The following is a 26,948-nucleotide window of genomic DNA, read 5'->3' on the forward strand; positions in this document are numbered from 1 at the left end:
GCGCGGCGGCGGCGCGGCGGGGCGCTCGGCCTTGAGCTCGCTGCCGGCCGGGGCGGCGCTGGCCGGTGCGGCGTTGGTCGGAGCGGCGTTGATCGGTGCGGCGGGGGCCGGCGCCGCTTCGCTGGCGGCGGGAGCGGCAGCCGGGGCCGGGCTTTCGGCGGCGCGGCGCGCTTCTTCCTCGGCACGCTGGCGTGCTTCTTCCTCGGCGCGGCGATTTTCCTCGGCGCGGCGGCGTTCTTCCTCGCTCGCCGCCTGACGCTCCTGCTCCTCGCGGCGGCGCGCTTCCTCAAGCGCGGTCAGGCGCGCTTCCTCGGCCTCGCGCAGCAGCCGTTCCTGCTGCTCGCGCCGCTCCATCGCGGTCATCGGCCGGCCGACCGGCGGGCGCGGTGCGGGCGCAGGCGCGGGGGCTGGTGCCGCCTGCGGGCGCGGCGCGGCGGGCGCGGCTGCCTGCGGGGCGGGGGCAGGGGCCGGGGCGGGCGCGGGGGCCGGCGACTGGGCCTCGGGCTGTTCGACCTCGCCCGGCCGGCCGAGGACGCGACGGCGTTTGACCTCGACCACGACGGTGTTCGAGCGGCCATGGCTGAAGCTCTGCTTGACCTTGCCGGTCTCGACCGTGCGCTTGAGGCCCAGCGGCGCGCGCGCGCCCAGCTTCGGCTTGTCCTTGTTGTCGATGTCGCTCATGAACCCGTCACAACCCTTCATTCGCCGCCGCAGCAGCCGGTGCGCCATCAGGCGCCCCGGCCGCGATTGGACCTTGCGAGGCGGTTTCGCAAGGCTCATCCCTCAAACCAAATCCGATAAATGCGTGCCAGCGGTCGAGCGCTTCGCCGATGCGCCGGGCGGCACCCGTGTCGACCACGCCGACATGCACGGCATTTTCGCGCCCGAGCGCTGCCGACAATATGGCGCGCGGGGCCGCGATTACGAGTCCTTTCAGCGTGCTGCCTTCGGCATCGGACCCGACGCGCAGCGCCTGATCGAGCCGGCGGCTGCCGTCTGCGGCGGCGTCGCGGGCATGGAGCAGCAGCGCGACGCGGCCCTGCCGCGCCGCCGTCTCGATTCTCTCTGATCCGGTCAGGACCGTGCCGGCGCGCGCTTCCAGCCCCAGCCGGTCGAGCGCGGCGCGCTCAAGCTGGCTGGCGATGCGGTCGGCAAGATCGTCGGGCACGCCGATGCGGCCCTGGCGAAATGCCCGCGCCAGCGCCTGTTCCAGCCGCCCGCGCGCCGCCGCGCCGTCAAGGATCGTGCGGTCCGCGCTGATCCACGCACCCCGGCCCGGGGCCTTGGCGCGGACATCGGGCAGCACCTGCCCGTCCGGCCCGAGTGCGAGGCGCACCAGACCGGTCCTGTCCGCCCGCTGGCCGGTCAGGATGCATTTGCGTTCGGCATCGGCCGCCGCGCGGCGGGAGCCGCGCGGCGTATCCGTCAGCTTCGGCTCAGGCGTCTCATTGGGAAGTGTCCGCAACCGCGTCCTCCCCTTCGAACCAATGGGCGCGGGCCGCCATGATGATCTCGTTGCCCTGTTCCTCGCTCAGGCCATAATCGGCGAGGATCCCGCCCTTGTCCTGTTCGCGCGGCTGGTCGTTGTTGCGGCGGCGCGGTTCGGCGCGGCGGCGGGCGACCAGCTCGTCGGTGGCGAGATCGGCGAGATCGTCGAGCGTCTTGATCCCCGCCTTGCCGAGCGTGACCAGCATCGCTTCGGTCAGGTGCGGGATCGCCGCCAGCGCGTCCTCGACGCCCAGCGCCAGACGCTCTTCGCGATTCGCTTCCTCGCGGCGCTCGAGCGCTTCCTGGGCGCGGCTTTGCAGCTCGGCGGCCAGTTCTTCGTCAAAGCCTTCGATGGTCGCGATCTCGTCCTGCTCGATATAGGCGACTTCCTCGAGCGTGGTGAAGCCTTCGGCGACCAGCAGCTGGGCGAGCGTCTCGTCGACGTCCAGCTCGTTCTGGAACGTCTCCGACCGCTCGGCGAACTCGCGCTGGCGTTTGTCGGACGCATCCGTCTCGGTCATGATGTCGATCGCCTTGCCCGTCAGCTGCGAGGCGAGGCGGACATTCTGCCCGCGCCGGCCGATCGCCAGGCTCAGCTGATCGTCGGGGACGACGACTTCGATCCGGTCCTCTTCCTCGTCGATGACGACGCGGCTGACATTGGCCGGCTGGAGCGCGTTGACGACGAAGGTCGCGGTGTCGGGCGACCAGGGGATGATGTCGATCTTTTCGCCCTGCATTTCCTGGACGACCGCCTGCACGCGGCTGCCCTTCATGCCGACACAGGCACCGACCGGGTCGATCGACCCGTCATGGCTGATCACGCCGATCTTGGCGCGGCTGCCCGGATCGCGGGCGGCGGCCTTGATCTCGATGATGCCGTCGTAGATTTCGGGCACTTCCTGCGCGAACAGCTTCTTCATGAAGTCCGGATGGGCGCGCGACAGGAAGATCTGCGGCCCGCGATTCTCGCGGATCACGCGCAGGATCAGCGAACGGATGCGGTCGCCGACGCGCACCACTTCGCGCGGGATCTGCTGGTCGCGGCGGATCACGCCTTCGGCGCGGCCCAGATCGACGACGACATGGCCGAACTCGACCCGCTTGACGACGCCGGTGATGATCTCGCCGACCCGGCCCTTGAACTCTTCGAACTGGCGCTCGCGCTCGGCGTCGCGGACCTTCTGGAAGATGATCTGCTTCGACGCCTGCGCCTGGATGCGGCCGAACTCGATCGGCGGCAGCGGATCGACGATGAAGTCGCCGACCTTCGCGCCCTTTTCCAGCTTCTGCGCGTCGGCAACCGACACCTGCTTGAAATAATCGTCGACCGCCTCGACCACTTCGACGACGCGCCACAGCCGTAGATCGCCGCTGTTGGGATCAAGCTTGGCGCGGATGTCGTTTTCCGCGCCGTAACGGTTCTTGGCCGCGCGCTGGATGGCGTCTTCCATCGCCTCGATGACGATGGCCTTGTCGATCAGCTTTTCACGCGCGACCGAATCGGCGATGGCAAGCAGCTCGGCCTTGTTGGCGGAGATAGCGGTGGCCATGATCGTCTAACCTATCCTTCTACCTGGATTGTATCGACGCCGTCCGCGCTCAGCGGCGCGGTGGCGGCAATCAGCCTGTCGGTCAAAACCAGCTTGGCGGTCTTGAGACCGGAAAAGGGCAGCAGCGCCTGGCCGCGCGGGCCGAGGTCGACCCGGATCGTGTCGCCGTCCACGCCCGCCAGCACGCCCTGAAACTGCTTGCGCCCGTCAAGCGGCTCGCTGAGCGTGATCCGCGCCTCATGCCCGGCCCAGTCGGCAAAGTCGCGCAACCGGGTGAGCGGCCGGTCGATCCCCGGCGAGCTGACTTCCAGCCGATAGGCCTGTTCGATCGGGTCGGTGGCGTCGAGCATGTCCGACAGCCGCCGCGACAGTGCCGCACAATCGTCGATGGTCAGCTGGCGCGTGTCCGGGCGTTCGGCCATCACCTGCAGGGTCGGGTCCGACGTGCCGCCGATCATCGCCACGCGCACCAGTTCGAATCCCAGGGCCTTGGCCTCGGGTTCGATCAACTGCGTCAGGGCGGCGATATCGGTCACTTGCGCTCCAGTCGGGCCGGGATGGCCATGCACGGGGATATGTGCCGGAGTTCCGTGGGAACCCGGCCTCAACGTCGTTACCGATGTCGAGGAATATGACGCCATATACGCCCGAACGCCCGCGCGGACAAGTGGGCTTTGTCGCGGGACGGGCCGATTGGCGGCAGGGTGCAAAGGCGCTACTGGCGTCGTCGCGCGTTCAAGCATCCGGGCGGCGGCCCCGCCGTGTCGTGCCGGGGGCTGTCGCACCAGGGTTCACGCCGGAATCGAGGATCTCATCCATGTCATTGCCCGCATCGCTGTCGCCCGCGTTTCTGCCGATCGTCCGCCGCCGCCTCGCGCCCGTCGCCGGGGCCGCGCTGCTCACCATCGCCTGTTCCGGCCAGGCGCAGGAGCCGGCGGCCGCCGCGCCGTTCACGGTCACGCCGGTCGCCGATTTCGACGCGCCCTGGGCAATGACCTTCCTGCCCGATGGGCGGATGCTCGTCACCGAAAAGGCCGGGCAGATCCTGCTCGTTGCCGCCGATGGCCAGTCGCGCACCGCGCTTGCCGGGGTGCCGGCGGTGGCGACCGGCGGGCAGGGCGGGATGCACGATGTCGTGCTGCATCCGCGCTTCGCCGCCAACCGGCTCGTCTATTTCAGCTATGTCGAGCAGAATGAAGCGGGTGCCAAGGGCGTCGTGCTGGCGCGCGGCCGGCTGGAGGAGGCGGGGACGCCCCGGCTCGACAAGGTCGAGGTGATTTTCCGCGCCACCCCCTATGTCGAAGGCAATGGCCATTTTTCGGGCCGCATCGCCTTTGCGCCCGACGGCAAGCTGTTCTTCACCAATGGCGAACGGCAGAAATTCGATCCGGCACAGGATCCGGCGGCGACGCTGGGCAAGGTGCTGCGCCTCAATGACGACGGCACCCCGGCCAAGGGCAATCCGCTGGCGGCCAAGGGCTTTCACCCGGCGGTCTGGTCCTATGGCCATCGCAACCTGCTCGGCCTCGCCTTCGATGCGCGCGGCAATCTGTGGCAGCAGGAAATGGGCCCCAAGGGCGGCGACGAGGTCAATCTCGTCCTGCCCGGGCGCAATTACGGCTATCCGCGCGTGTCGAACGGCGACCATTATGACGGCCGCGACATTCCCGATCACCAGCCCGGCGACGGTTTCGAAGCGCCCAAAGTCTGGTGGAATCCGGCAATCTCGCCGGGCGGGCTGATCGCCTATTCGGGGCGGATGTGGCCGGAATGGCGCGGCGACCTGTTCATCGGCGGCCTGTCGAGCAAGGCGCTGATCCGCGTCGATGTCGACGGCACCAACGCCCAGAAGGGCAGCCAGTGGGACATGGGTGCGCGCATCCGCGAGGTCGAGGAAGGGCCGGATGGCGCGCTGTGGCTGCTCGAAGACGGCGCGCAAGGGTCGCAGGGCCGCCTGCTCCGCCTCACCCGGCGCTGAGCCGGCACGGGGGGCGGGGCGCGATTGGCGATGATGGTGCCGGGTGTCGGACTGTTCCTGAAACGCGTTCTCTCAGAGGGGGGTGAGGCCTCAACCGAGCTAGCACGTGATAGTCGTACGTGACACGCAAGCTAGAAGAGATCGCGCCCGGTTCCATCGCCGACGGCCACCACCCGCACAAGCTTGAGCCGCCCGGACTTCGACTCGACCCGGTATCCCCGCATCTCGATGATCCCTTCATGCTCGTCTGTGCCGGACGCGTTGGCCCTGAGGCTCTCGGTGATGAGAGCAATATTGCGGCGGCTCCGAGCGCCTTCGTTCAACTCAAAGGGTATTGGCCGTTCCTCAGTGTACACGAAGATGCGGCCCTTGAACGTATTCATGTTGTATGAAGAGACGACACCAATGATCGTTTCTTCATTGTCGGAGACGATGTTCGTTGAAAGATATTCGTAAGTCAGAACGCTCATGTCGGGCCCGATTTTCCTCGGGGCCGAGTGTCCCACAATCGATTCGATCCTGCCCGTCGTTGCAGTCTGCGATGCATAAAGCGGTCGATGTATATCGGCTATGCTAGTCTCGACCTTCTCTGTTAGGCTGTCAAGCTTCTCCGGTGTAATCTTCTTTGAAGATAGATAATCGTGATACTGCTCTTGAAAAGTCTTATTGTAATCAACGTGAAATCCCATACTGTTCAATAATACATAGTCGAATACTGATGTCGTAATATAGCCAATTGGCGAGTCTCGTCCTACGGAGCCGATAGTGAAAATCGCAATTGCAACTGACGCTGCCACTTTCCAGCTTCCCTCTTCGGGAGCACTGGAGATGATTTGCGCGCCTTTGAGAGCGGTCGCTTGGGCGATAATCTCGCCATTGAGAACGAGATGCGTGACAAGGGCTAGCGAGCGCTGAAAGCCCATCATCGCGCGGGCGGCATCGTAGAAGTCGATCTCGTTCTGTTCTGCTAAGCCTCCGGTGTAGGACAGCACAAAGTCCAGCACGAATTCCCCCCTCTTAGTTTTCTCTAGGCTAAACCGACGGCAGCCAAATACAAGCCGACGGCAGCTAGACTAAATCCAAGCCGAAAAATGCAGGGCCAAGCAGGAATTTGGGTTCGAGCAGCAGGCCTAGCGCCTCAGATCCCCTCCCCCGCGGCCTCGACAAGGTCCCCGGCGAGCCGGTTCACGGTCGACCTAGCGACTCCCAGCTCTGCTCTTAGTCCTTGCCGAGTGTTTCGACGACCTTGAAGCCGGTCGAGGATCGCTTCGCGAGGCGGCCCTGAAGGAAGCGAACAGGTACGCTGCCCGAGCAGCCAAAGCGCTGAAGGACGACCAAATGTCCTACTTAGACGCCGGGAGCATTGCAGGGTTGCTAGGCTTGCTTGGCGTTGGGGACGCGAGGAGGCATCTCACAAGGCTCCGTATGTGACACGTTTGTGTCCATGGCCCAGCCTTTTGAGAGACTTTTCCGCATTCCCTCAGATACTTGGACTCGAAATGGTGCCGGGTGTCGGACTCGAACCGACGACCTACCGCTTACAAGGCGGTTGCTCTACCAGCTGAGCTAACCCGGCCCAAACACGTCACTCCGCGATACGTCGCGTGAGCGTTCTTCGCCCCCCAATGCGTCAGCCGACGCCGAACGTCCAGCCTTCGGTGTGGCGAACCGCGTCCAGCCCGGGCGGATGCCAGAGCGCGGCGTCGCCCGCCGCCCGGCGCAGCCAGGCGGCGGTCAGCATCGCATCGGTCGCATGGTCGGTGTAGCGCGGCAGGGGGGTGTGCGCCGCGCTGCCCAGCCGCGCCAGCGCCGTGTCGAGCGCGATGCCGTCGCGCAGCTTGCTGCGCCCGGCGGGCAGGCCGGCGGCGCGCGCGGCAAGGCTGGTATAGATTTCGACGATCACCGGGCCGCTGTCGGGCAGCGGATCGAACGGCCAGACCGGGATGCGCCCGCCCAGCCGGTGGAGAAGGCGCATCCCGGTCAGGCTCGATTTGCCGACCTGCGCCGCGCCGACCAGATTGAAGCAGCTGGCCGGGGCGAGGGCGAGGCTGCGCTGCCGCGCCTCGACCTCGCGCAGCCGCCCGCGTCCAGCAGCGCCGAACCGGTCGCCCAAAGGCTGGCCATGGCGGCGGAAATAGCGGCTGGCCTCGGGATGGTCGATGAAGCGGTTGGCGGCCAGATGCGGCTCGTCGCCCGCCAGCCGGTCGACCAGCGCCCAGAGCGAACGCGCATCGCCCGGGCTGTCGGCCCAGCCGGGGAAATAGGCCCCGTGATCGGCAAAGGGAAATCCGGGCGACAGATCCAGCCCGACCAGCATCGGCGTGCCCGCATCGGCATGGCCGAGCAGCCAGTCGAGAATCGCCGGGCGCGTCCAGCCGCCTGCCGGGGCGAGCAGCGCCGGGGCCGCGCTGCCCGCGCGCGCATGGGCGACGGCCAGCCCCGGCGGCCGGGCGACCGCCGCCCCCGACCAGTCGATGCACACGAAATCCCGGAACCGCTCCGGGCGGGGGGCGGCCGCGTCAGCCGCCATCGCCGGCCAGCGCGCCCAGCACATCGGCGGTGAAGCGGGCAATGTCGAACCCGCGCCCGGCCGGATCCTCGCCGCGCCGCACCAGCACCAGCCCGCGCGCGGGCACGACCATCACATATTGGCCGCGATTGCCCTGCGCCGCAAAGCTGCCCGCGGGCAGCCCCTGTTGCGGGCCGAACAGCCACAATGTCGCGCCATAGCCGGGCCCGCTGCCGGGCTGCGGGCCGGACGGTGCGGTCATCCGCGCCATCCAGCCGGCGGGCAGCAGCCTTTTGCCCTGCCACATGCCATCGCCGCGCCACAGCTCGCCCAGCCGGGCCAGATCGCGCGCGGTCGACCAGACCTGCGACGACAAGACCAGATTGCCCTGCCAGTCGGCACCCAGCGTCGTATGGCGCAGGCCGAGCGGCGCGAGCAGGCGCGTCGCGGCAAAGCCCGCCACATCGCCATCCGCCAGCTTTGCCCGGAGCGCGCGGATGGCGAGCAGAATGTCGTTATTGGCATAGCGGAAGCGCGTGCCCGGCAGCGCGCCGAGCGGCCAGAACGGGGCCTGTTCGGTGACGCTGGTGCCGCCGAAATAGAGCGCATCGGTGCGGTTGCCCGCGCTGTCGCTGGTCAGGCCCGAGGCCATACGCAGCAGCTGATCGAGCGTGATCGCCGCGCGCGGATCGCCGGGGCTGCGCCATTCGGGCACCGGCGCGGGGGCCGCCGGGTCGAGCAGCCCGTCTCCCACCGCGATGCCGGTGAGCGTGCCGGCGATGCTCTTGGCGACCGACCAGGTGCGGTTGGGCGTGAACGGGCCGAATCCGGCGGCATAGGCTTCGCCGACAATGCGCCCGTCGCGCACGACGACCAGCCCGGTGGTGACGCCGCCATAGCTGCCCTGAAGTGCGTCCCTGATCCGGCCGGCAAGCGCGGGGCCGGGGCGCGGTGCGATTCCGGCATCGCCCAGCGGCCAGGGGCGCGGATCGGCGGGCACGGCATGGATCGGGCGCGCATCGCCGGTCGGGGCCGGGCCGGGGATTTCGGCCTGGCCGATGGGGGCGAGCGTGCAGCCGGTCAGCGGCCGCCAGCTGGCGATGCGCGGCGGCAGCCCTGCGTCGAACGGCACGGTGACGCGCAGGGCCGACGGGTCAATCTGCGCGGGCAGCGCCGATGCCAGCGCCTGATATTCGGGATAGATGCCCTGCATCTCGGTCGCCGCCACCTGCTCGGGGGTGCGCCCGGCCGACAGCACGCCTTCGCACAGGGTGAGCGCGGTATAGCCGGCGGCGATGGCGCGCTGATGCTCGCTCAGCCCGGCGGGCGGCGGCGGCAGGCTCTGGGCGGCGGTAAGCGATGCCCACAGGCTTATCCCCAGCGTCGCGCACAGCCTTGTCCCGCTATTCATCCCCCGACTTGCCCCCTGCCTGATCCTCATGCCTGTCCTCGTTGTTTTTCACCGGCTTATCCACAGCCTTGCCGCGCCTCAGCCCGTCCCAATAGGCCAGCCGTTCCGCGATCCTCGCTTCGAACCCGCGCGGCGTCGGCCGGTAATAGGCCTGGGCGGCCATGCCCTCGGGCCAGTAATCGGCCCCGGAAAACCCGTCCTTTGCATCATGGTCATAGGCATAGCCCTTGCCATAGCCGATGTCCTTCATCAGCCGGGTCGGCGCGTTCAGGATATGGGCGGGCGGCATCAGCGAGCCGGTGTCGCGGGCGCTTTTCCACGCTGCCTTCTGCGCCTTGTAGGCGGCGTTGGATTTGGGCGCGGTCGCCAGATAGAGACAGGCCTGCACGATCGCCAGCTCACCCTCCGGGCTGCCCAGAAACTCATAGGCGTCGCGCGCGGCAATGCACTGGACCAGCGCCTGCGGGTCGGCAAGGCCGATATCTTCGCTGGCAAAACGGGTGAGCCGGCGCAGCACGTAAAGCGGCTCTTCGCCCGCCACCAGCATCCGCGCCAGATAATAGAGCGCGGCCTGCGGATCCGATCCGCGCAGCGATTTGTGCAGCGCCGAGATCAGATTGTAATGGCCCTCGCGGTCCTTGTCATAGACGGCGACCCGGCGGTGGAGCAGCGCCGACAGCGCGGCCGGATCGAGCGGTTCGGGCAGACCCAGCGAAAACAGCGTCTCGGCCTGGTTGAGCAGGAAGCGACCATCGCCATCGGCGCTGGCGATCAGCGCCGCGCGCGCATCGGCGGTCAGCGGCAGCGGCCGGCCGGTCCCTGCCTCGGCCCGCGCGAGCAGCAGGTCGAGCGCCGCCGCATCCAGCCGGTGCAGGATCAGCACCTGCGCCCGCGACAGCAGCGCGGCATTGAGCTCGAACGACGGATTCTCGGTCGTCGCGCCAACCAGGATGACGGTGCCATCCTCGACAAAGGGCAGGAATCCGTCCTGCTGGGCGCGGTTGAAACGATGAATCTCGTCCACGAACAGCAGGGTCCGCTGCCCGGCGCGGCGAAGGTCGCGCGCCTCGGCAAAGGCCTTTTTCAGATCGGCGACGCCCGAAAACACCGCCGAGATCGCCGCAAAGCGCAGCCCGACCGCATCGGCGAGCAGGCGGGCGATGCTGGTCTTGCCGGTGCCGGGCGGGCCCCACAGGATCATCGAGGCAAGCCGCCCGGCCGCAACCATCCGCCCGATGGCCCCCTCTGCCCCCGTCAGATGATCCTGGCCGACGACATCGGCAAGCGTGCGCGGGCGCAGCCGGTCAGCCAGCGGCGCGCCCGCCGCGTCGCGCCCGGCCACCTGCGCGCCGTGATCGGCGGCGGGACCGAACAGATCGCCCGGATCGGGGGCGGGACGCGGGGGCGGATCGGACATCGGCAAACGCTCGGGGGCAAACGCTCGGGGGCAAACGCTCGGGCAGGCGGGAGATGGGGGGCGGGCGCGCAGCAAGACCGGATACATCCCGGCCGGTCAAGCCCGGCTGCGAGGCCGCGCGTGCTTGCGTCCTTGCCACTGGCGGCGCGGCGCACTAAAAAGGAGGCTGCATGGTCGGCCGCTCCGTGAAGGGGCGGCCCTATTTGTTTCCGGAGGTTTCCTTGGCTCAGCCGCTGATGCCGCACGCGACCGCTTCCTGGCTGGTCGAGAATACGGCGCTCACATTCCAGCAAATCGCTGATTTCTGCGGGCTGCACATCCTTGAGGTGCAGGCGATTGCCGACGACACCGCCGGCACCCGCCTGACCGGGCGCGACCCGGTGCGCGCCCATGAACTGACGATGGACGAGATCGAGCGCGGCCAGGCCAATCCCGATTACCGGCTGCGCATCCAGAAGGGGCCGGAACAGGTCCGCCGCACCAAGGGGCCGCGCTACACCCCGGTGTCGAAGCGGCAGGACAAGCCCGACGGCATCGCCTGGATCATCCGCAACCATCCCGAAGTTTCGGATGGCGCGATTTCCAAGCTGATCGGCACCACCCGCACGACGATTGCGGCGATTCGCGACCGGACGCACTGGAACATCGCCAACATCACGCCCAAGGATCCGGTCACGCTCGGCCTGTGTTCGCAGCGCGAGCTGGACGCGATCGTCGCCAAGGCGGCGAAGGCGGCGGGCATCGAGGCGCCGACCGACCAGCGTCTGGCCGGCGACCGCGAGGCGCTGATCGAACAGCTGCGCGCCGAGCGTGAGCGCGCCGCCCGCGAGGCCGATGCGGCCGCGCGCGGCGAACTCGACACCACCGACCGGCCGGCGTTCGAGGATCCGTTCCGCCGCTGAGGCTGTGGACGGCGGCGTCCGTCCATCTCGACAAGCAAGGCCGCGGGCGGGATAGGGGAAGCATGACTCCGTCCCGCCCGCCCGCCGACCCGGCATCGCCCATCACCCCGCCAGCCGCCCCCCTCGCCGTTCACGCCGAAGCGGGCGTGCCGCCGATTGCCGACCATCATGCCCGGCGCGCGACGGTGCGCGGGCTCGACTATCCGTTCGGCGACCGCGCCCCCGCGCCCGGTGAACTGATCGATCTTGGCCAGGGCGTGTCATGGATCCGGCTGCCGCTGGGCGGGCCGCTGGGGCATATCAATGTCTGGGCGGTCGAGGAGGCGGACGGGCTGGCGCTGATCGACACCGGCGTGCCGACCGATGCCTGCAAACAGGCATGGCGCGACGTGCTTGCCGGGCCGCTCGGCGGCCGGCCGGTCAGCCGGGTGATCTGCACCCATATGCATCCCGACCATATCGGCCTTGCCGGCTGGCTGTGCACAAAGTTCGGGACAAGCCTGTGGATGACGCGGGGGGAATATCTGACCGCGCGGCTGCTGTGCGCCGATGCGCGCCCCGCGCCGCCGGCCGAGGCGGTCGCCACCTGGCGCGGTGCCGGCTGGACCGAGGCGCAGATCGACACCGCCACCGCGCGCGGCTGGGGCAGCTTCGCCCGTTCGGTCCACCGCATGCCCGAGGGGTTTGTGCGCGTGCAGGCGGGCGACGATCTGGGCGGCGGCTGGCGCGCGGTCATCGGCAGCGGCCACAGCCCGGAACATCTGTGTCTGGTCGACGAGGTGCGCGGCATGATGATCGCCGGCGATCAGGTGCTGCCGCGCATCAGCTCCATCGTCGCCATCTCGATCCTCGAGCCCGAGGCCGATCCGCTGGGCGAATGGCTGGCGTCCATCGCCCGGCTGCGCGCCGAACTGCCGGGTGATCTGCTCGTCCTGCCCGCGCATGGCGCGGTGTTCACCGGCCTTCATGCCCGGCTCGATGCGCTGGCCGACGGACATGTGCGCACGCTCGACCGGCTGCATGCCCGGCTTGCCGAACGGCCGCTGCGCGCGGTCGATTGCTTCGGAGTGATGTTCAAGCGCGCGATCGACGACAAATTGCTCGGCATGGCGACCGGCGAGACGCTCGCCCATCTCCAGCATCTCGAACAGGCCGGGCGCGCGGTGCGCGAGCCGGTGGACGGCGTGTGGTGGTGGCGGGCCTGCTGAGAGTGGGGCTGCTGAGCGGGGGCTTCAGAACCAGCCGCGCACGCCAATGACGATGCTGGTTTCGGTGCCGCCTTCACCCGCGCTGCGGGCGAAACGGCCGAAGCGCCGCCCGAACGACACGCCCAGATAGGGTGCGAATTCGCGGGCGATTTCATAGCGCAGCCGGAAATCCAGCTCACCGTCCGACAGGCCGGCGGCGATCCCGCGTTCGGGGATGGCGGCGGCGGCCAGGTTCAGCTCCACCCGCGGTTGCAGCACCAGCCGCTGGGTCAGGCGCTGGTCATAGCTGGCGGCGAAGCGGCCGGTCAGTTCGCCTTTGGTCGACAGGAATGCCAGCGCCTCGATTTCGAACCAATATGGCGCAAGCCCTTCAATACCGAACACCGCATGGGTGCGCGACGGATCGGGGCGGACATCGTGGCGCAGCCCCGCCTGCAGGTTGAAATATGGCCCGATGGCGCGCGAATAGACGGCCTGTAGCTCGATCTGCTCGGCCGCGCGGCCCAGATCGCCTTCACCCTCGAAGCGGACGAGCAGCCGGTTGATGTCGCCGCCGAACCAGCCTTCGCCTTCGATCCGCCAGCCGTCGCGGCCGTCGCGCAGCTGTAGCTCGGCAATGTCGAACATCAGCTGCGAATAGGGCATGCCGCCATGTTCGTGCCGCACCGCCGCGCGCGACGCCCGCATCGCCTCCGCGCCCCAGATGCGGTCGGCATAATCGGGGGTTGCAGGCGGCGGCGCGGCGGCGTTCGGGCGGGGGGCAGTGGGCGTGCAATGGCCCATTGCCGCATGTTCGGGCGGGCAGGGCGGCACAGTGGGGGCCGCGGCGGGCGGCACAGCGGGCGGTGCTGGCGGTGTGCAATGGCCCATCGCCGCATGTTCGGGCGGGCAGGCGGTGGCCGCCACGGGCTGGGCGGCGGCGGCCAGCGCGGTCAGGATCAGGGCAGGCATCAGGCGGCGCGTTCTGGATCGGGGCGGACGGAGACGATCTGCATCATGCCGGCATGCATGTGGTAGAGCAGATGGCAGTGAAACGCCCAGTCGCCCACCGCATCGGCGGTAAGGTCGAAGCTCAGCTTGCCGCCCGGCTGCACCTGCACCGTATGCTTGCGCGGCGCATGGTCGCCATGCCCGGTCACCAGCTCGAAATAATGGCCGTGAAGATGGATCGGGTGGCCCATCATCGTGTCGTTGACCAACGTGACGCGCACCCTTTCCCCGGCGCGGAAGGTGATCGGGGCCTTGACCTCGGACAGCTTCTCGCCGTCGAACGCCCACATATAGCGTTCCATATTGCCGGTCAGATGGATCTCGATCTCGCGCTCGGGCGGGCGCGGATCGGGGTTGGGCGCGGCGGCGACCAGATCGCGATAGGTGAGCACCCGGTGCCCGACATCCGCCAGCCCCTGGCCCGGCTCGCCGGTGCGGTCGACCGGCATGGGCGAGATCGACTGGACGGTCGCCGTGCGGCGCACGGTGGGCGGCGCGAGGCTGAAATCGCGCATCCCATGATCCATCGGTGCGGCCGGCGCGGCGGGGCTGCAATGGCCCATCGCCGCATGTTCGGGCGGGCAGGCGGCGCCATGATCGCCCCCGCCATGGCCGCCCATCCCCATATCCTTCATCGTCGCCAGCGGCCGGGGGCGCAGCGGCGGGAAGGCCGGCATGACGCCGGGCCGGGGCGCGAGCACGGCCCGCGCCATGCCCGACCGGTCGACGCTTTCGGCGACCAGCGCATAAGCGCGGTCATCGGCCGGGCGCACGATCACGTCATAGGTTTCGGCGACCGCGATCTGGAACTCGTCGACCGTCACCGGGCGCACGGCCAGCCCGTCGGCGGCGACGATGTCGAGCGCGAGGCCCGGAATGCGCAGGTTGAACGTGGTCATCGCCGAGGCATTGATGACGCGCAGCCGCACCCGCTCGCCCGGGTGGAACAGCGCCGCAAACGGTTCGGCCGGGCCGTGGCCGTTTACCAGATAGGTGTAGGTTGCCCCGGTCACATCGGCGACATCGGCCGGGTCCATCCGCATCGCGCCCCAGGCCGCACGTTCGGCTGCCTTCTGGTCGCGCCCGGCCAGCTGGCCGAACAGCGTCTGTTTCTGGTAATTGAAATATCCGCCCATCTGCTTCAGGCGGCGCATGATCATGTGCGGGTGGATCGGGCTTGAATCCGACAGCAGGATCACATGCTCCCGGTCCGCCGCCACCGGGTCCGGCCCGTCGGGCGCGACGATCAGCGGGCCGTAATGGCCTATCTGCTCCTGCAGGCCTGAATGGCTGTGATACCAATAGGTGCCGGCCTGGATCAGCGGAAATTCATAAGTGAAGCGCCCCCCGGCCGGGATGCCCGGAAAGCTGACGCCCGGCACCCCGTCCATGTGAAACGGCACCAGCAGGCCGTGCCAGTGGATCGAACTGTCCTCGTCCAGATCGTTGATCACGGTCAGCCGCGCCGTCTGCCCCTGTTGCAGGCGGATGAGCGGGCCGGGCACGGTGCCGTTGATGCCGATGGCGTGGCGCGGCCGCCCGTCGACCATCATCATCTGGTGCGCGATGCGCAGCGTGACATCCGGTCCGGTCAGTTCGGGCAGCGTCGTCAGCCCGGCCGACACGGGCTGCGCCCAGCCGGGATACCAGGGCAGGGCCAGCGCCGACAGGCCGGCACCGCCGGCTTTCAACAGGCTGCGGCGGTCGAGCGGCGCGGCGGGATTGGGTTGGCGGGTCACGCCCCCGCATTTCGGGGCGGCGCGGCAAAGGTCAAGGGGCGGGTGCGACGGCCTGTTGCCCGCCCGCCCGTTCCCCGCCCGCCGGTTCTTCGCCGCGCGCGATCAGCAGATACATGACCGGGGTGACGATGCGCGACATCAGCGTCGACGACACCAGCCCGCCGATGATCACCCAGGCGAGCGGCGCATACAGCCCCGATCCCGACAGGGCGAGCGGCAGCAGCCCGCCGATTGCCGTCACGCTCGTCAACAGCACGGGCAGGAAGCGCACCTCGCCCGCGCGCTCGATTGCCGGGCGCAGGGCCATGCCCTCGGCGCGCAGCTGGGCGGTGAAATCGACGAGCAGGATCGAATTCTTGATCTCGATCCCAATGAGCGCGACGAAGCCGATGATCGCCGTATAGCTGAGCGACAGGCCGTTCGCCCACAGGGCGACCAGCCCGCCGAACAGCCCGAGCGGAATGACGCCGGCCACCACCGCGGTTTCCTTGAACCGGCCGAACTCCAGCACCAGCACGCCCATGATGCCGAACACGGTCAGCAGGATGATCCCGCCAAGTCCCGAAAAGCTGCGCGCCCGCGCCTCGGCCTCGCCGCCCACGGCGATGCTGTAGCCGGGCGGCAGCGTGATGCGCGCGATCCGCTCCGCGCTCGCCGCGCTGACGCGCGAGGTGAGCGCGCCCAGCTGGACATTGGCGGTCACCTGCACGCTGCGCTGCTGGCGGTCGCGGGTGATCTGCGCCGGCCCGGGGGACAGGCGCGGGCGCGCGATCTGCGCAAGCGGGATGGCCGCGCCCGGTGCGGCGGTCGTCGGCACATGGATCTGCTCCAGCGCGGCGATGCTGTGCCGTTCGCCCATCGGCAGGCGGACGACGACATCATAGCTGTCGCCCTCGGCATCGCGGAACCGGCCCGCCGGCTCGCCGGCCAGTGCCAGCCGCGCCACCCGCCGCGCCGCCCCCGGCGCGACGCCGAGCAGCGCCGCCTTGCCGGTATCAAGGCCGAGATCAAGGTCGATGCGGTCAAGCGCCAGCGGGTTGCGCACGTCGCGCGCGCCCGGCGTGTCCTTGAGCGCCGCCTCGACCGCCCCGGCCAGCCGCTTCAGCTCCGCCAGATCCGGGCCATAGACGGTCCAGGCGATGGGGGCCGCGATCGGCGCGCCGTTCTGGAACGGCGTCACGGTGATGCGCGCGTCCGGATAGGCGGCAAAGCGCGCGCGGATGCGGCCGATCATCGCCGGGCCTGCATCCGGGTCCCAGCGGTCCATGACGCCCAGCACCGCGCCGATATTGCTGCGCTGGTCGATCTCGCGGACGTTATAAAACACCTGCGGATTGCCGCGGCCGATATTGGCCAGCCGCGTCGTCACCCCCGGCTCGCCGGCCAGCACGGCCTCGACAAAGCGCACCGCCCGGTCGGTCTGGCTGGTCTCGGCCCCTTCGGGGGCTTCGATCTCGACCAGAAAATAGGGGGTGTCGGCGGACGGAAACAGGCTGGTGCCGATGATGGGCACCAGCCCGATGGCGGCCGCGCACAGCGCCATCGACGCGCCAAGCGCCCGCCATGGCCGCTCCAGCGCCCAGTGCAGCACCGGGGCGTAGAGCCGGTGGATGCCGCCCTCGACCCATTGCAGGATGCGGTTGCCATGCGCGCTTTCGGTGCGCGGCAGGATGCGGCTGGCGAGAAACGGCACGATGGTCAGCGACACGACCAGGCTGGCCGCAACCGTCGCGATCACCGCAAGCGGCAGGCCGCGCGTGAACTTGCCCGCGCCTTCGGGCAGGAAGACGAGCGGCAGGAACGCAAAGATCAGCACCCCGGTGCAGCCCAGCACCGCCACGGCGATCTGCGACGTGCCCGCAAGCGCCGCCTGTCCGCGCGTCAGCCCGCCGCGCAGCCGCCGGGCGATGTTTTCGACGACGACGATCGAATCGTCGACCAGCAGGCCGAGCGCGAGGATGAAGCCGGCAATCACCAGCTGGTTGAGCGTATAATCGGCCAGCCACATCGCCAGCACGCCGATGGCAAGGCTGAGCGGCACCGAGATCATCACCACCAGCGACGCGCGCAGGCCGAGCGGCAGCAAGGTGATCAGCACCAGCGCCAGCGCGAGCGCAAAGTCGCGGCCGAGCTGGCCGAGCTTGTCGGCGATGTCGCGGCTCTGGTCGAACCCGGCGACGAGCGCGATGTCGGGCGGCAGGAACGGCCGCGCGCGCTCCGCCGCCGCCATCACCCCGCGCTGCACGTCGAGCACATTGACGCGGTCTTTCTGGGTGACGGTCAGCCAGATTGCGCGCTTGCCGTTCCAGCGCGTGACATGGGTGCGCTCGGGCGATGCCCAGCCGATCTGGGCGACGTCGCCGACGCGCACGACGCTGCCATTGCCGGCGCGCAGCGGCGTGTCGCGCAGCTCCTCGACCGTGCGGAACGCCCCGCCCGCGCGGACATTGAAACGCTGGTCGCCCACGCTGACCGCGCCCGCGGGCAGATCGGCCCCGCCGGCGCGCAGCGCATCGGTGACCGCGCTGACCGGCAGGCGCAGCTCGGCCAGCCGGCCGAGATCGACGGCGACGCGCATTTCGGGCGTGGGCAGCCCCCAGATGCGCGCGCCGCGCACGCCGGGGACGCGGGTGAAGCTGTCGCGCAGGTCGCGCGCGACCTTTTCCATCCGGCGGAACGAGGCGGTGTCGCTGACCAGCGCGAACTGGACGACCGCGCTTTCGGTGGTGCGCACCTTGCGGAACTCCAGCCGCTGCAACCCCTGGGGCAGCTGGGCGCGGATCGCGTTAACCTCGCGCACCACCTCGTCATAATCCTTTTCCGGGTCGGTCGACCATGCGAACTCGGCGGTCACCACCGCCTGACCGTCGGTCGCGCGCGACTGCACCCGGTCGATGCCGTCCAGCCCCTGCAGCACCTCCTCGATCGGCTTGGCGACCGTCTGTTCCATATCGGCCGGATCCGCGCCCGGCTGGATCGCGACGATGACGACGACGGGGATCGGGAAATGCGGGTCGACCGAGCGGGGAATGGCGAGAAACGCCTGAATGCCAAGGGCTGCCAGCAGCGCGAACACGATCAGCGTCGCCTGCCAGCGCGTGACCGCAAAGCCGGTGATGCGGGCGATCACCGGATCACCCGCACCTGCGCGCCGTCGCGCAGCCGGTCGAGCCCGGTCGCCACAATCGCCTCGCCCGCCTTCAGCCCCGCCGACAGGGTGATGCCGGCCTCGCCAATCGCCTCGATCCGCACCAGCCGCGCGCGGACCCGCCCGGCACGGGGATCGTGGACATAGACGAACGCTTCCTCGGTGCGCGCGGCGAAGATGGCGGTGGCGGGGATGACCGGGCGGCTGGCCGCCGTCTCGCCGCCAATGTTGCCGGTCGCGATGCGCACGGTGCCGATCATGCCCGACCGCAGGCCGGGCAGAGCGGGCAGCGCGATTTCGCCGATAAACGCCCCGGTCGCCGGGTCGCCGCGCCCGCTGATCCGGCGCAGCTGGCCCGATATCGGGGCGGGGCCGAGCGCGGGCAGGCGCAGCTCGGCTGGGGTGCCTGGCCTGAGCGCTGCGGCCTGCCGGTCGGTCAGCGGCAGCTGCACCACCAGCCCGCCGCGCGCATCGCCCAGCGTCAGCACCGGCGCGCCCGCCGCCGCAATGGCACCGGGATCGAGCGTGCGGGCGAGCACCACACCGGGGCCGGGCGCATGGATGCGGGCGTAACGCTGGTCGAACCGCGCGGCGGCGGCGCGGGCATTGGCGGCGGCGGCCCCGGCCTCGGCCGATTCCAGCCGTGCGCGCGTCACCCAGCCCTTGTCGGCCAAGGTGCGCAGCCGCGTGAGGTCCAGCGCGGCACGGCGGGCATCTTCGGCGGCGGCCACGGCATTGGCATCGGCCGGCCCGGTGTCGAGCGTGGCGAGCAATTGCCCGGCGCGGACCGTGTCGCCGACATCGACCAGCACGGCGCGCACCCGGCCCGGCTGGGCAAAGGCAAGGGGCGTTTCCTCGGCATGGCGGACGGTGCCGGTGATCGTCGCCACGGCCCCGCCATCGGCACCGACGCGCACCAGCCTGACCGGCACCGGCTCGGCGCGGGGGGCGGGGGCCGGCGCGGCTGCCTTGCACCCGGCAAGGGCAAGCGCCATGACCAGTACGATATGCGCCTGCGCCGTCGATCCTGCCATGGTCTGTCCGCCCCCTGCCGCTTGCCCTGCCGTTGCCGATCCGTGCGGAATCGGTTCGGATGAAAAACTATACCGACCGGTTCAAAAAAGATAGCCTCGCGGCATGACCGGCCCGTCCCCCCCTGCTGCGCGGCCATCCGGCCCCGGGCGGCCACCCGATCCGGCGCGGCGCGATGCGGCCATCGCCGCGGCGCAGGCGCTGTTTCTGGCGCAGGGGTTTGAGCGGACGAGCATGGCCGCCATCGCGCGCGCCGCAGGTGTCGCCAAGCCGACGCTTTATGCGTGGTTCGGGGACAAGGCGCAGCTGTTCGCCGCCGCCGTCACCCGCAAATGCGAGACGGTGCTCGGCAGTTTCGAGCTGTCGTCATCGGGCGGCCCGCCGGATGCGCTGCTGACCGCCGCCGCGCGGCGCTTTCTCGATCTCGTGCTCGATCCCGAGGCGCTCAACACCCACCGGCTGGTGACGATGGAGCGCGAACGCCATCCGGAGCTGGGGCAGCTGTTCCTCGTCCACGCCATCGCCTTCACCAAGGCGCGCTTCACCGCGCTGATCGCCGCGCTCGCCGCGCACGGGCTGGCGATTGACGATCCCGAACAGACGGCCAGCGACCTGCTCGGGCTGCTGCGCGGCTGGCCGGTGCTGATGTGGGAGCTGAGCGGCCCGTCCATGTCGCCCGACGAACTGGATGCGCACGCCGCGCGCTGCGTTGCCGTCGTGCTCGCCGGGCACCGTCCCGCGCGCACGACGGATGCGTGACGTCATGGCGGACGCCGCCGATTTGCGCGGTCGGGCGGCGTCCGCCCGGCAAATCTGCTAGATTAGACGGGCATGACGATGATGGCAGGCATCCTGCCAGACCGACCCGAGGTGACTGCGCAATGACCTATGTTCCCGCCCCCGCCGACACGCTGCCCGAGGCGGAGAATACATTCTATCTGCGCGCCCCGGTCGGCCGGATGGGCAAGCTCATCGCCCATTGGGAGCTTTACCGGCAGATCACCGGCCTGCCCGGCGCGGTCGTCGAACTGGGCGTCTATAAGGGCGCGTCGCTGATGCGCTTTGCGATGTTCCGCAGCCTTGCCGAACATGAAACGAGCCGGGAAATCCATGGCTTTGACGCGTTCGGTACATTCCCGCGCAGCGGTGTGGAGCAGGCGGAAGACCGGGATTTCATCGACCGGTTCGAGGCGGAACGCGGCGACGGCATCGCCCGCGACACGCTGCGCGACCTGATCGCCGACAAGGGCATCGGCAATGTCCATCTGCATCAGGGCAATGTGTTCGACACGCTGCCCGCCTATCTGGCGCAGCGGCCCGAATTGCGCATCGCGCTGCTCCACCTCGACATGGATGTGTATGAGCCGACGGCGTTCGCGCTCGACCGGCTGGTGCCGCACATGGTGCCGGGCGGGCTGATCCTGTTCGACGATTACGGCCTTGTCGCCGGCGCGACCCGCGCGGCGGAGGAGGTGGCACAGCGGCTGAAGCTCGGCTTTGGCAAGCTTGGCCATTATGCCGTGCCGGCCTTTTTGCGGATGCCCGGCTAAGAGCATTTTCAAGCCGGGGAACCCTGTCCGGCTTGACGATGCTCCACCGCGGGGCCCGAACCGGCTGCATCCAAGCCCCGGCGCGCGGCGGGGCTGCGCCGAATGGTCAGAATAGCTGGATACGCGGCATCGCCGGTTCGGGCGCATCCGCCGGTGCCGCCGGGACCGCGTGGGCGAGGCGCTCACTTTCCATCACATAGCGCGCACGCAGCGCATCCAGCCGCGCGTCCAGCGTCGGGCCGTCCGCCGCGTCGGGGGCCGCCAGATGGGCCTCCAGCTCGTCAAGCGCCTCGACCACATGGTCCAGCCGCTGGCGGATGATGTCGTGGAACTGCACGGCCCCCAGAATATGCGCCAGCCCTTCGGTCAGCTGGGCATGGCCGGATCCGGCCTCGCGGATCAGCTCAAGCAGCGTATGGCCGCTGCGGTTCACCTCGTCATGCAGCGCGCCAAGTTCCGCCATCAGCCGCGCGACATCGGCGTCGCCGGACCCCGAATCGGGCCGTGCCGCCAACAGTTCGTCGCGCATCTGCCGGGCGATCAGGTCCAGTTCGCCCCCAAGCGTCTTGGCGACCGAGGCGATGGATTCGGCAAGCGCCCGGACCTGGTCGGCGACGACGCCGAACGATCCGCCCGCCGCCCCGGCGCGCCCCGCCTCGACCGCTGCATTGAAGGACAGCAGCACCGCGCGGTCGGAAATCTTGGCGATCGCATCGGCCGCCGGGCGCAGCCGCGCGGTGCTTTCGGCCAGCGCCTCCAGCCGTTCATGGTTGCGCGCGGCATCGTTTGCCCGCCGGTCGAGGATCGCGGTCAGCGACCGGATGATGTCATCGGGCCGGGCGGCGGCGCGCAGCAAGGCCTCGCCATCGGCCATCGAGCGGCTGAGCCGCGCCTGCTGTTCGGCCGAGCCGCCGTTGAGGCGCGATGCCTGACCGATAATGTCCATCACCCCGGCCTCGGCATCGCCCTGCACGCCGGCAATCTGGCCGCGCAGCGTGTCGAGATAGCGGGCGAGCGCCGCCAGATCGATCGCCCCCGCCGGGGCGTCGGCCACGGGAAATGCCGGAATGGCGGGAAACGCCGGAATGTCGGGCAGGGCAGGGGCGGGCGGGGGCGGTGCCGCCTCGGGCTGGCGGGGACGGTCCGCCGCTGCACCTGCACCGCGCGCCGGCCAGCGTCGCGCCAGGGCCAGCATCGCCACCGCTTCGCCAAGGGCCAGCGCCGCGCCCCAGCCGCCCGCAAGCCAGCCGCCGAGCAGAGCAGCCGCGCCCGTCACCGCAAGCGCGGCGAGGACGACAGGCAGCGCGTGTCGCACGGCCGGGGAAGGGGGCGGGCGCAGCGTCATGGTTCAGCCCGGCATCACCTGCCGGACGACCTCCAGCAGCTCGGGGCCGGGCACCGGCTTGACCAGCCAGCCGGTCGCGCCCAGCCGCCGCGCTTCGTCGCGCTTGGCGGCCTGGCTTTCGGTGGTCAGCGTCAGGATCGGCTTGAACCGGTAGCCGGGCAGCGCGCGCACCTGCTTGATCAGCTCCATCCCGCCCATATGCGGCATGTTGATGTCGGTGATGATCATGTCGGCCTTCAGCCCGCTGCGCAGCTTGGACAGCGCCTTGCAGCCATCGGCGGCGGTTTCGACGACATAGCCGTTCATCTCCAGCGTCGCGCGGACGCTCATTAGCATGGTGGCGGAATCATCGACGATCAGGATGGTCTTGGGCATCGGCAGTCCTATCTGTCCGGAAAAAGCAGCGGGGCGAGCCAGCCATGCAGGTCGGCATCGGCGGGCAGGGCGAGAATGGGGGCGCTGCCGGCCAGCAGCACCTGAAGGCAGGCGGGGTGGACATGGGTGCAGCCGCTGAGATCGACCGCGCGCCCCGGTGCCTCGATCAGCCAGGCATGGAGCGTCTCGGCCGCCTCGACATCGACCTCGCCCGACAGCACCGCCTTGCGCTTGAACAGCCGCACCGGCATCAGCCGAGCCTCCTTGGGTTGAGCACCATCACCACCGCGCCGTCGCCCATCAGCGTCGAGCCGGAATAGACGTCGATCCCGGCGAGCAGCGCCCCCAGCGGCTTCTGGATGACGTCGAGCGTTTCGCGGAAATCATCGACGATCAGGCCGATCTGCTCGTCGCCGCGCTGCAGGATCAGGATCGCCAGTTCGCCTGCCATGCTGCGGCGCGGGGCGGCGTCGATCCCGAGCGCGGCGTTGAGCGGGCGCAGCGGGACGATCCGGCCGCGCCGGACAATCGCCTGCCCCTGCCCGACGGCGCGCAGATCGGCCTCGGCCACGCGCAATGTTTCGACCACCGCATCGACCGGCACGGCAAAGCGCTGGCCATCGGTTTCGATCACCAGCACGCGGGTGATGGCGACCGACAGCGGCAGCGCGATCCGCACCGTGGTGCCCTGACCGGCCACGCTGTCGAGCGCGATGTCGCCGTGCAGCCGCTCGACCGCCGTGCGCACCACATCCATGCCGACGCCGCGCCCCGACAGGTCGGAGATTGCCGCCGCCGTCGAGAAACCGGGCAGGAACACCAGCTGCACGGCGTCGCGCGCACTCAGCTGCGCAGCGGCATCGGCCGCGATCAGCCCGCGTTCGACGGCGCGCGCGCGCACCCGGTCGGGATCGATGCCGCGCCCGTCGTCGCGGATCTCGATGCGGATACGGTCGCCATCCTGCGCCGCGCGGATGGCGAGGCGCCCGGTGGCGGGCTTGCCGGCGGCGATGCGCTCGTCCGGCGTTTCCAGCCCATGGTCGAGGCTGTTGCGGACCATGTGGATCAGCGGGTCGGCGATGCTTTCGACGATGTTCTTATCGGCCTCGGTCTCTTCGCCGTCGAGCACCAGATCGACCTGCTTGCCCAGCCGGCGCGACAGGTCGCGCACCAGCCGGGGAAAGCGTTCGAACACCAGCGCGACCGGCATCATGCGGATCTGCATGATCGCGGCCTGCAATTCGTCGGTGATGCGGCTGATCGCGGCGTGCTGCGCCTTGATCTCGCGTTCCAGATCGCGGCCGCCATCGAGCCGCGCGGCATGGCGGGCGAGATAGGGCAGGGCGTTGCGCGCGACCGCCATCTCGCCGACCAGATTGAGCAGCCGGTCGATCCGCGCCTGATCGACGCGCAGTGCCGGGCTGGTGCCGGTGCCCGCCGGGGCCGTGGCGGCCGGCGCATCGGCCCGGCCAGGATCGGGGGCGACCGGGTCGGGGGCAACCGGGTCGGGGGCAACCGGCGCGGGATCGGCCGCGCCCGCCTGCGCCCGGGCGATCAGCGCATCGACCGCCGCCAGCAACGGCCCGGCATCATCGCTGTCGACAAACGCCTCGCCCAGCGCCGGCAGGCGGTCCGCCACCTCGGTCAGCCCCAGCTGGCGCGCGCCGTTCGCCAGCACCGTCACCGCTGCGCGCACCCGGCCGTCGTGCCAGTCCGGCCGGTCCGTGGCACTCAGGGTTTCGCGCTGCGCGATCAGCAATGCGGCAAGATCGGGGGCGTCGCTGCCGGCCGCGTTTTCCTGCGGCACGGGGATCAGCGTCACCTGATCGGCGACATAGCGGAAATGCCGCATCAGCGCGTCGCGCGGCGCGGCGCAGATGATCTCGAACGCCAGCCGGTTGGCATAGGCGTCCAGCTCGGCCAGCGGCGGCCAGTCGGCGGGCGGAACGATCCGTCCCCAGATCCGGCCGGGGGCCAGGCGCGCGGTGCGCAGCGGATCGTCGCCGCTGAAATAGCATTGCGCGTCCGGCACATAGCGGATGAACACCAGCGGATCGCCGCCGCCATAGGCGGTGATCGCCGCCACCGCCTCGTCAGGTAGCGCGGGCAGCTGGTCAGCCGGGGCGGCGTCGGCGGGGGACGGATCGGCGGCACCCTGCGGCTGCGCGGGTTCGATCAGCGCGCGCAGGCTGGCCGCCATCGCCACCGCCTCCGCGCCGCGCGGCCCCTCGGTATTGCCGTCGCACGCCACCTGTTCGCACAGCGCCGCGACCAGATCGGTGGCGCGCAGCAGATGATCGGCCAGCGCGGGCGTGAACGGCAGCATCCCGCCGCGCACCGCATCCATCAGATCTTCGGCCGCGTGCAGCAGCCGCGTCATTTCGGCCATGTCGAACAGGCCGCTATTGCCCTTGAGCGTATGGACGCAGCGGAACAGCGCGTTCATCGCCGCATCGTCATCGGGCGTGCGCTCAAGCTGCATCAGCCCGGTGCCGATGCCCTGCAGCAGGTCCTGCGCCTCGGCGAGGAACTGGTCGAGCAGCCGGCTCATGCCCGCCCCCCGGTCAGCAGCGCGACATGGTGAAGCAGCGTCTGCGGCCGCACCGGCTTGGGCAGATAGGCGCTGGCGCCGCTCGCCCGGCAGCGCGCGGCGGTGACGGCCCCGCTGTCGGTCGTGATCACCAGCGCCGGCGGCTGCGCGACCGGTTCGCGGCGCAGCGCCTCCAGAAACGCAAAGCCGTCGAGCCGGGGCATGTTCACATCGACGATGCACAGGCTGCACGGCCGGGTGAGCGCCGTTTCCAGCGCGTCGATGCCATTGTCCGCCTCCGCGACCGCATAGCCCGCGCCGGACAGGATTTCGCGGTAATAGCTGCGGATCACCGCCGCATCGTCGACGATCAGGATCGGGTTCATGCCGGGTCCCCCGGCTTTTGATGGACGACGGCGCGCGGGAATCGGCGCGGGCTGAACAGCGACGAGATGCGCCCCATCGATTCCGAATGGCCGAGCAGGACGAAGCCGCCCGGTGTCAGCGCGTCGTACAACGCATCGACCGCCACGCGCCGCGAGCGGTCGTCGAAATAGATCAGCAGGTTGCGGCAGAAGATCACGTCGATGTCGCGGAAACCGCGCGTCTCGCCGGGGTCGGTCAGGTTGCAGCGGGTGAAGCAGACCGACTCGCGGATATCGGCCGACAGCTGATGGTCGTCGCCGCGCGACTCGAAATAGCGGGCGAGCCAGGCGCGCGGCAGATGCTGGACCGAGCGGGCGGAATAACGCCCGGCCTGCGCGCGCTCGAGGACCGCCGTGTCGATGTCCGACGACAGGATTTCGACGTCCCAGTCGGCCAGCCCCGGCCAGCGTTCGAGCAGATAGATCGCCACCGAATAAGGCTCTTCGCCGGTCGAGGAGGGCACGCACCAGATGCGGATCGGCCGGCGGTGGCGGCGGCGCGCGACGATATCGGGCAGCACCGAATCGACCAGCGCCTCGAACTGATATTCCTCGCGCAGGAAATAGGTCTCGTTGACCGTCATCGCGTTGATCAGCTGCTGCAGCTCGGTCGCCGCGCCGCCCTTGCTCAGCCGCGCCAGATAGGCGCTTGCCGATCCGCTGGCGGTCTCGCGCACCCGCTCGACCAGCCTTTTGTCGACGAAATAGCGTTTCGACGCATCGAAATGGATGCCGGTCTCGCGGTGGAAATAGTCGCGGAAGCGTTCGAAATCATCGTCGCTGACCCTCGGATGGCCCATGTTCAGCCCTCCCGCAGCCGTGCGACCGCCGCATCGGTCGCAAACTGCAAAAACGGCTCGGCGCGGAACCGGGCCTTGAGGCGCAGCAGCGCGGGCAGTGCCGCGCGCTCGCCCTGCCGGCCGAGCAGGTCGGCCGCCGCCGCGCAGACATTGGCGTCCTGCTCCTCGCCCAGCAGCCGGATCAGTGGCGCGGCCAGCCGGCCGTCGCGCCGCCCGGCCAGCGCAGCGAGTGCGCGCAGACGCCGTTCGCTGTCGCGTGCCTGCGGGGCGGCACGATCCCCTTCTTCCCCCCCGGCCGGGGCGTCGAGCAGCGGCAGCAGCAGCGCGACCGCGCGGGCATCGTCGATCCGGGCAATCGCCTCGAACGCCGCCGCGCGCGCGCCGGGATCCTCGGCGTCGAGCAGCGCGGCGACGCCGCCCAGCGCGGCATCGCTGCCGGTTGCAAGCAAGGCATCGATCAGCGCGGCGCGCACCGCGCGGTCGTGCTCCACGGCCAGCCGCGCGCGCAGCCGCGCCACCGCGCCGGGCTGACCGGCCAGCGCCTGTGC

At 69.9% G+C, this 26,948-nt stretch carries 24 protein-coding genes and 1 tRNA gene; 5 read left to right on the forward strand and 20 right to left on the reverse strand.

The window, feature by feature from the left end:
* The 4 genes from OPU66_RS12275 to rimP all read right to left on the reverse strand — a co-directional run.
* On the reverse strand, nucleotides 1–681 hold a 681-nt coding region (locus OPU66_RS12275; protein ID WP_498553940.1), incomplete at its 3' end, for a translation initiation factor IF-2 associated domain-containing protein.
* 7 nt (nucleotides 682–688) lie between these two features.
* Nucleotides 689–1,429 (reverse strand): DUF448 domain-containing protein, encoded by a 741-nt coding sequence (locus OPU66_RS12280; RefSeq protein WP_498553961.1) that lies wholly within the window; start codon nucleotides 1,427–1,429, stop codon nucleotides 689–691.
* 16 nt (nucleotides 1,430–1,445) lie between these two features.
* Complete coding sequence (nusA, locus tag OPU66_RS12285) at nucleotides 1,446–3,041, reverse strand: transcription termination factor NusA (RefSeq protein WP_498553941.1); 1,596 nt, start codon at nucleotides 3,039–3,041, stop codon at nucleotides 1,446–1,448.
* Between the two features lie 11 nt (nucleotides 3,042–3,052).
* Nucleotides 3,053–3,577: a ribosome maturation protein RimP gene (gene rimP, locus OPU66_RS12290; RefSeq protein ID WP_498553942.1), complete on the reverse strand. Its 525-nt coding sequence runs from the start codon at nucleotides 3,575–3,577 to the stop codon at nucleotides 3,053–3,055.
* 281 nt (nucleotides 3,578–3,858) lie between these two features.
* Between rimP and OPU66_RS12295 the strand changes: the two genes are divergently transcribed.
* On the forward strand, nucleotides 3,859–5,019 hold the full coding sequence (locus OPU66_RS12295) for a PQQ-dependent sugar dehydrogenase (protein ID WP_498553943.1): 1,161 nt from the start codon (nucleotides 3,859–3,861) through the stop codon (nucleotides 5,017–5,019).
* Between the two features lie 131 nt (nucleotides 5,020–5,150).
* Here OPU66_RS12295 and OPU66_RS12300 read toward each other — a convergent pair whose 3' ends face one another.
* The 5 genes from OPU66_RS12300 to OPU66_RS12320 all read right to left on the reverse strand — a co-directional run bounded on the left by OPU66_RS12300 (nucleotide 5,151) and on the right by OPU66_RS12320 (nucleotide 10,356).
* On the reverse strand, nucleotides 5,151–6,023 hold the full coding sequence (locus OPU66_RS12300; protein WP_498553944.1) for a DUF7946 domain-containing protein: 873 nt from the start codon (nucleotides 6,021–6,023) through the stop codon (nucleotides 5,151–5,153).
* A 496-nt stretch (nucleotides 6,024–6,519) separates the two neighbouring features.
* Nucleotides 6,520–6,595: transfer RNA gene (locus OPU66_RS12305), tRNA-Thr, on the reverse strand.
* A 54-nt stretch (nucleotides 6,596–6,649) separates the two neighbouring features.
* On the reverse strand, nucleotides 6,650–7,549 hold the full coding sequence (locus tag OPU66_RS12310; RefSeq protein WP_498553945.1) for a hypothetical protein: 900 nt from the start codon (nucleotides 7,547–7,549) through the stop codon (nucleotides 6,650–6,652).
* The gene (locus OPU66_RS12315) at nucleotides 7,539–8,939 is read right to left on the reverse strand and encodes a serine hydrolase domain-containing protein (protein ID WP_498553946.1); all 1,401 of its coding nucleotides are present in this window, start codon (nucleotides 8,937–8,939) and stop codon (nucleotides 7,539–7,541) included. Before OPU66_RS12315 ends, OPU66_RS12310 begins: the two co-directional genes overlap by 11 nt.
* Nucleotides 8,932–10,356, reverse strand: a complete 1,425-nt coding sequence (locus OPU66_RS12320; protein WP_498553947.1) for a replication-associated recombination protein A — start codon at nucleotides 10,354–10,356, stop codon at nucleotides 8,932–8,934. Before OPU66_RS12320 ends, OPU66_RS12315 begins: the two co-directional genes overlap by 8 nt.
* Nucleotides 10,357–10,592: 236 nt before the next feature.
* Between OPU66_RS12320 and OPU66_RS12325 the strand changes: the two genes are divergently transcribed.
* Nucleotides 10,593–11,258 carry a cell cycle transcriptional regulator TrcR gene (locus tag OPU66_RS12325; protein WP_498553962.1) on the forward strand — a complete coding sequence of 222 codons (666 nt, stop codon included), beginning with the start codon at nucleotides 10,593–10,595 and terminating at the stop codon, nucleotides 11,256–11,258.
* A 62-nt stretch (nucleotides 11,259–11,320) separates the two neighbouring features.
* Nucleotides 11,321–12,466, forward strand: coding sequence for an MBL fold metallo-hydrolase (locus OPU66_RS12330; protein ID WP_498553948.1), 1,146 nt, complete (start codon nucleotides 11,321–11,323; stop codon nucleotides 12,464–12,466).
* Between the two features lie 24 nt (nucleotides 12,467–12,490).
* Here OPU66_RS12330 and OPU66_RS12335 read toward each other — a convergent pair whose 3' ends face one another.
* From OPU66_RS12335 to OPU66_RS12350, 4 genes are read right to left on the reverse strand one after another with little or no spacing between them, the layout of a single operon-like run.
* Nucleotides 12,491–13,417, reverse strand: a complete 927-nt coding sequence (locus OPU66_RS12335; RefSeq protein ID WP_498553949.1) for a copper resistance protein B — start codon at nucleotides 13,415–13,417, stop codon at nucleotides 12,491–12,493.
* Nucleotides 13,417–15,195, reverse strand: coding sequence for a copper resistance system multicopper oxidase (locus tag OPU66_RS12340; protein ID WP_498553950.1), 1,779 nt, complete (start codon nucleotides 15,193–15,195; stop codon nucleotides 13,417–13,419). Before OPU66_RS12340 ends, OPU66_RS12335 begins: the two co-directional genes overlap by 1 nt.
* A 31-nt stretch (nucleotides 15,196–15,226) precedes the next feature.
* On the reverse strand, nucleotides 15,227–18,325 hold the full coding sequence (locus tag OPU66_RS12345) for an efflux RND transporter permease subunit (protein WP_498553951.1): 3,099 nt from the start codon (nucleotides 18,323–18,325) through the stop codon (nucleotides 15,227–15,229).
* Nucleotides 18,322–19,377 (reverse strand): efflux RND transporter periplasmic adaptor subunit, encoded by a 1,056-nt coding sequence (locus tag OPU66_RS12350; protein ID WP_498553952.1) that lies wholly within the window; start codon nucleotides 19,375–19,377, stop codon nucleotides 18,322–18,324. The genes OPU66_RS12345 and OPU66_RS12350 overlap by 4 nt, the downstream gene beginning before the upstream one ends.
* A gap of 103 nt (nucleotides 19,378–19,480) precedes the next feature.
* On the opposite strand from OPU66_RS12350, the gene OPU66_RS12355 reads away from it, so the two are divergent.
* Both OPU66_RS12355 and OPU66_RS12360 read left to right on the forward strand, forming a co-directional pair.
* Nucleotides 19,481–20,134, forward strand: a complete 654-nt coding sequence (locus OPU66_RS12355; protein ID WP_498553953.1) for a TetR/AcrR family transcriptional regulator C-terminal domain-containing protein — start codon at nucleotides 19,481–19,483, stop codon at nucleotides 20,132–20,134.
* A gap of 122 nt (nucleotides 20,135–20,256) precedes the next feature.
* On the forward strand, nucleotides 20,257–20,925 hold the full coding sequence (locus OPU66_RS12360) for a TylF/MycF/NovP-related O-methyltransferase (RefSeq protein WP_498553954.1): 669 nt from the start codon (nucleotides 20,257–20,259) through the stop codon (nucleotides 20,923–20,925).
* Between the two features lie 106 nt (nucleotides 20,926–21,031).
* Here the strand turns inward: OPU66_RS12360 and OPU66_RS12365 are convergent, their stop codons facing one another.
* The 7 genes from OPU66_RS12365 to OPU66_RS12395 all read right to left on the reverse strand — a co-directional run.
* Nucleotides 21,032–22,240, reverse strand: coding sequence for a methyl-accepting chemotaxis protein (locus OPU66_RS12365; protein WP_498553955.1), 1,209 nt, complete (start codon nucleotides 22,238–22,240; stop codon nucleotides 21,032–21,034).
* A 33-nt stretch (nucleotides 22,241–22,273) separates the two neighbouring features.
* Nucleotides 22,274–22,645, reverse strand: coding sequence for a response regulator (locus tag OPU66_RS12370; RefSeq protein ID WP_160591076.1), 372 nt, complete (start codon nucleotides 22,643–22,645; stop codon nucleotides 22,274–22,276).
* Between the two features lie 8 nt (nucleotides 22,646–22,653).
* A complete protein-coding gene (locus OPU66_RS12375) occupies nucleotides 22,654–22,896 on the reverse strand; it encodes a hypothetical protein (protein WP_498553956.1) in 243 nt (80 codons plus the stop codon).
* Nucleotides 22,896–25,196: a chemotaxis protein CheA gene (locus OPU66_RS12380; RefSeq protein WP_498553957.1), complete on the reverse strand. Its 2,301-nt coding sequence runs from the start codon at nucleotides 25,194–25,196 to the stop codon at nucleotides 22,896–22,898. Before OPU66_RS12380 ends, OPU66_RS12375 begins: the two co-directional genes overlap by 1 nt.
* A complete protein-coding gene (locus OPU66_RS12385) occupies nucleotides 25,193–25,561 on the reverse strand; it encodes a response regulator (RefSeq protein WP_498553958.1) in 369 nt (122 codons plus the stop codon). Before OPU66_RS12385 ends, OPU66_RS12380 begins: the two co-directional genes overlap by 4 nt.
* Nucleotides 25,558–26,400, reverse strand: a complete 843-nt coding sequence (locus tag OPU66_RS12390; RefSeq protein ID WP_498553959.1) for a CheR family methyltransferase — start codon at nucleotides 26,398–26,400, stop codon at nucleotides 25,558–25,560. The genes OPU66_RS12385 and OPU66_RS12390 overlap by 4 nt, the downstream gene beginning before the upstream one ends.
* Before the next feature lie 2 nt (nucleotides 26,401–26,402).
* Nucleotides 26,403–26,948, reverse strand: a 546-nt coding sequence (locus OPU66_RS12395; protein ID WP_498553960.1) for a HEAT repeat domain-containing protein, incomplete at its 5' end; no start/stop codon positions are given.

Source organism: Sphingomonas sp. URJC2 (genome assembly GCF_059803575.1).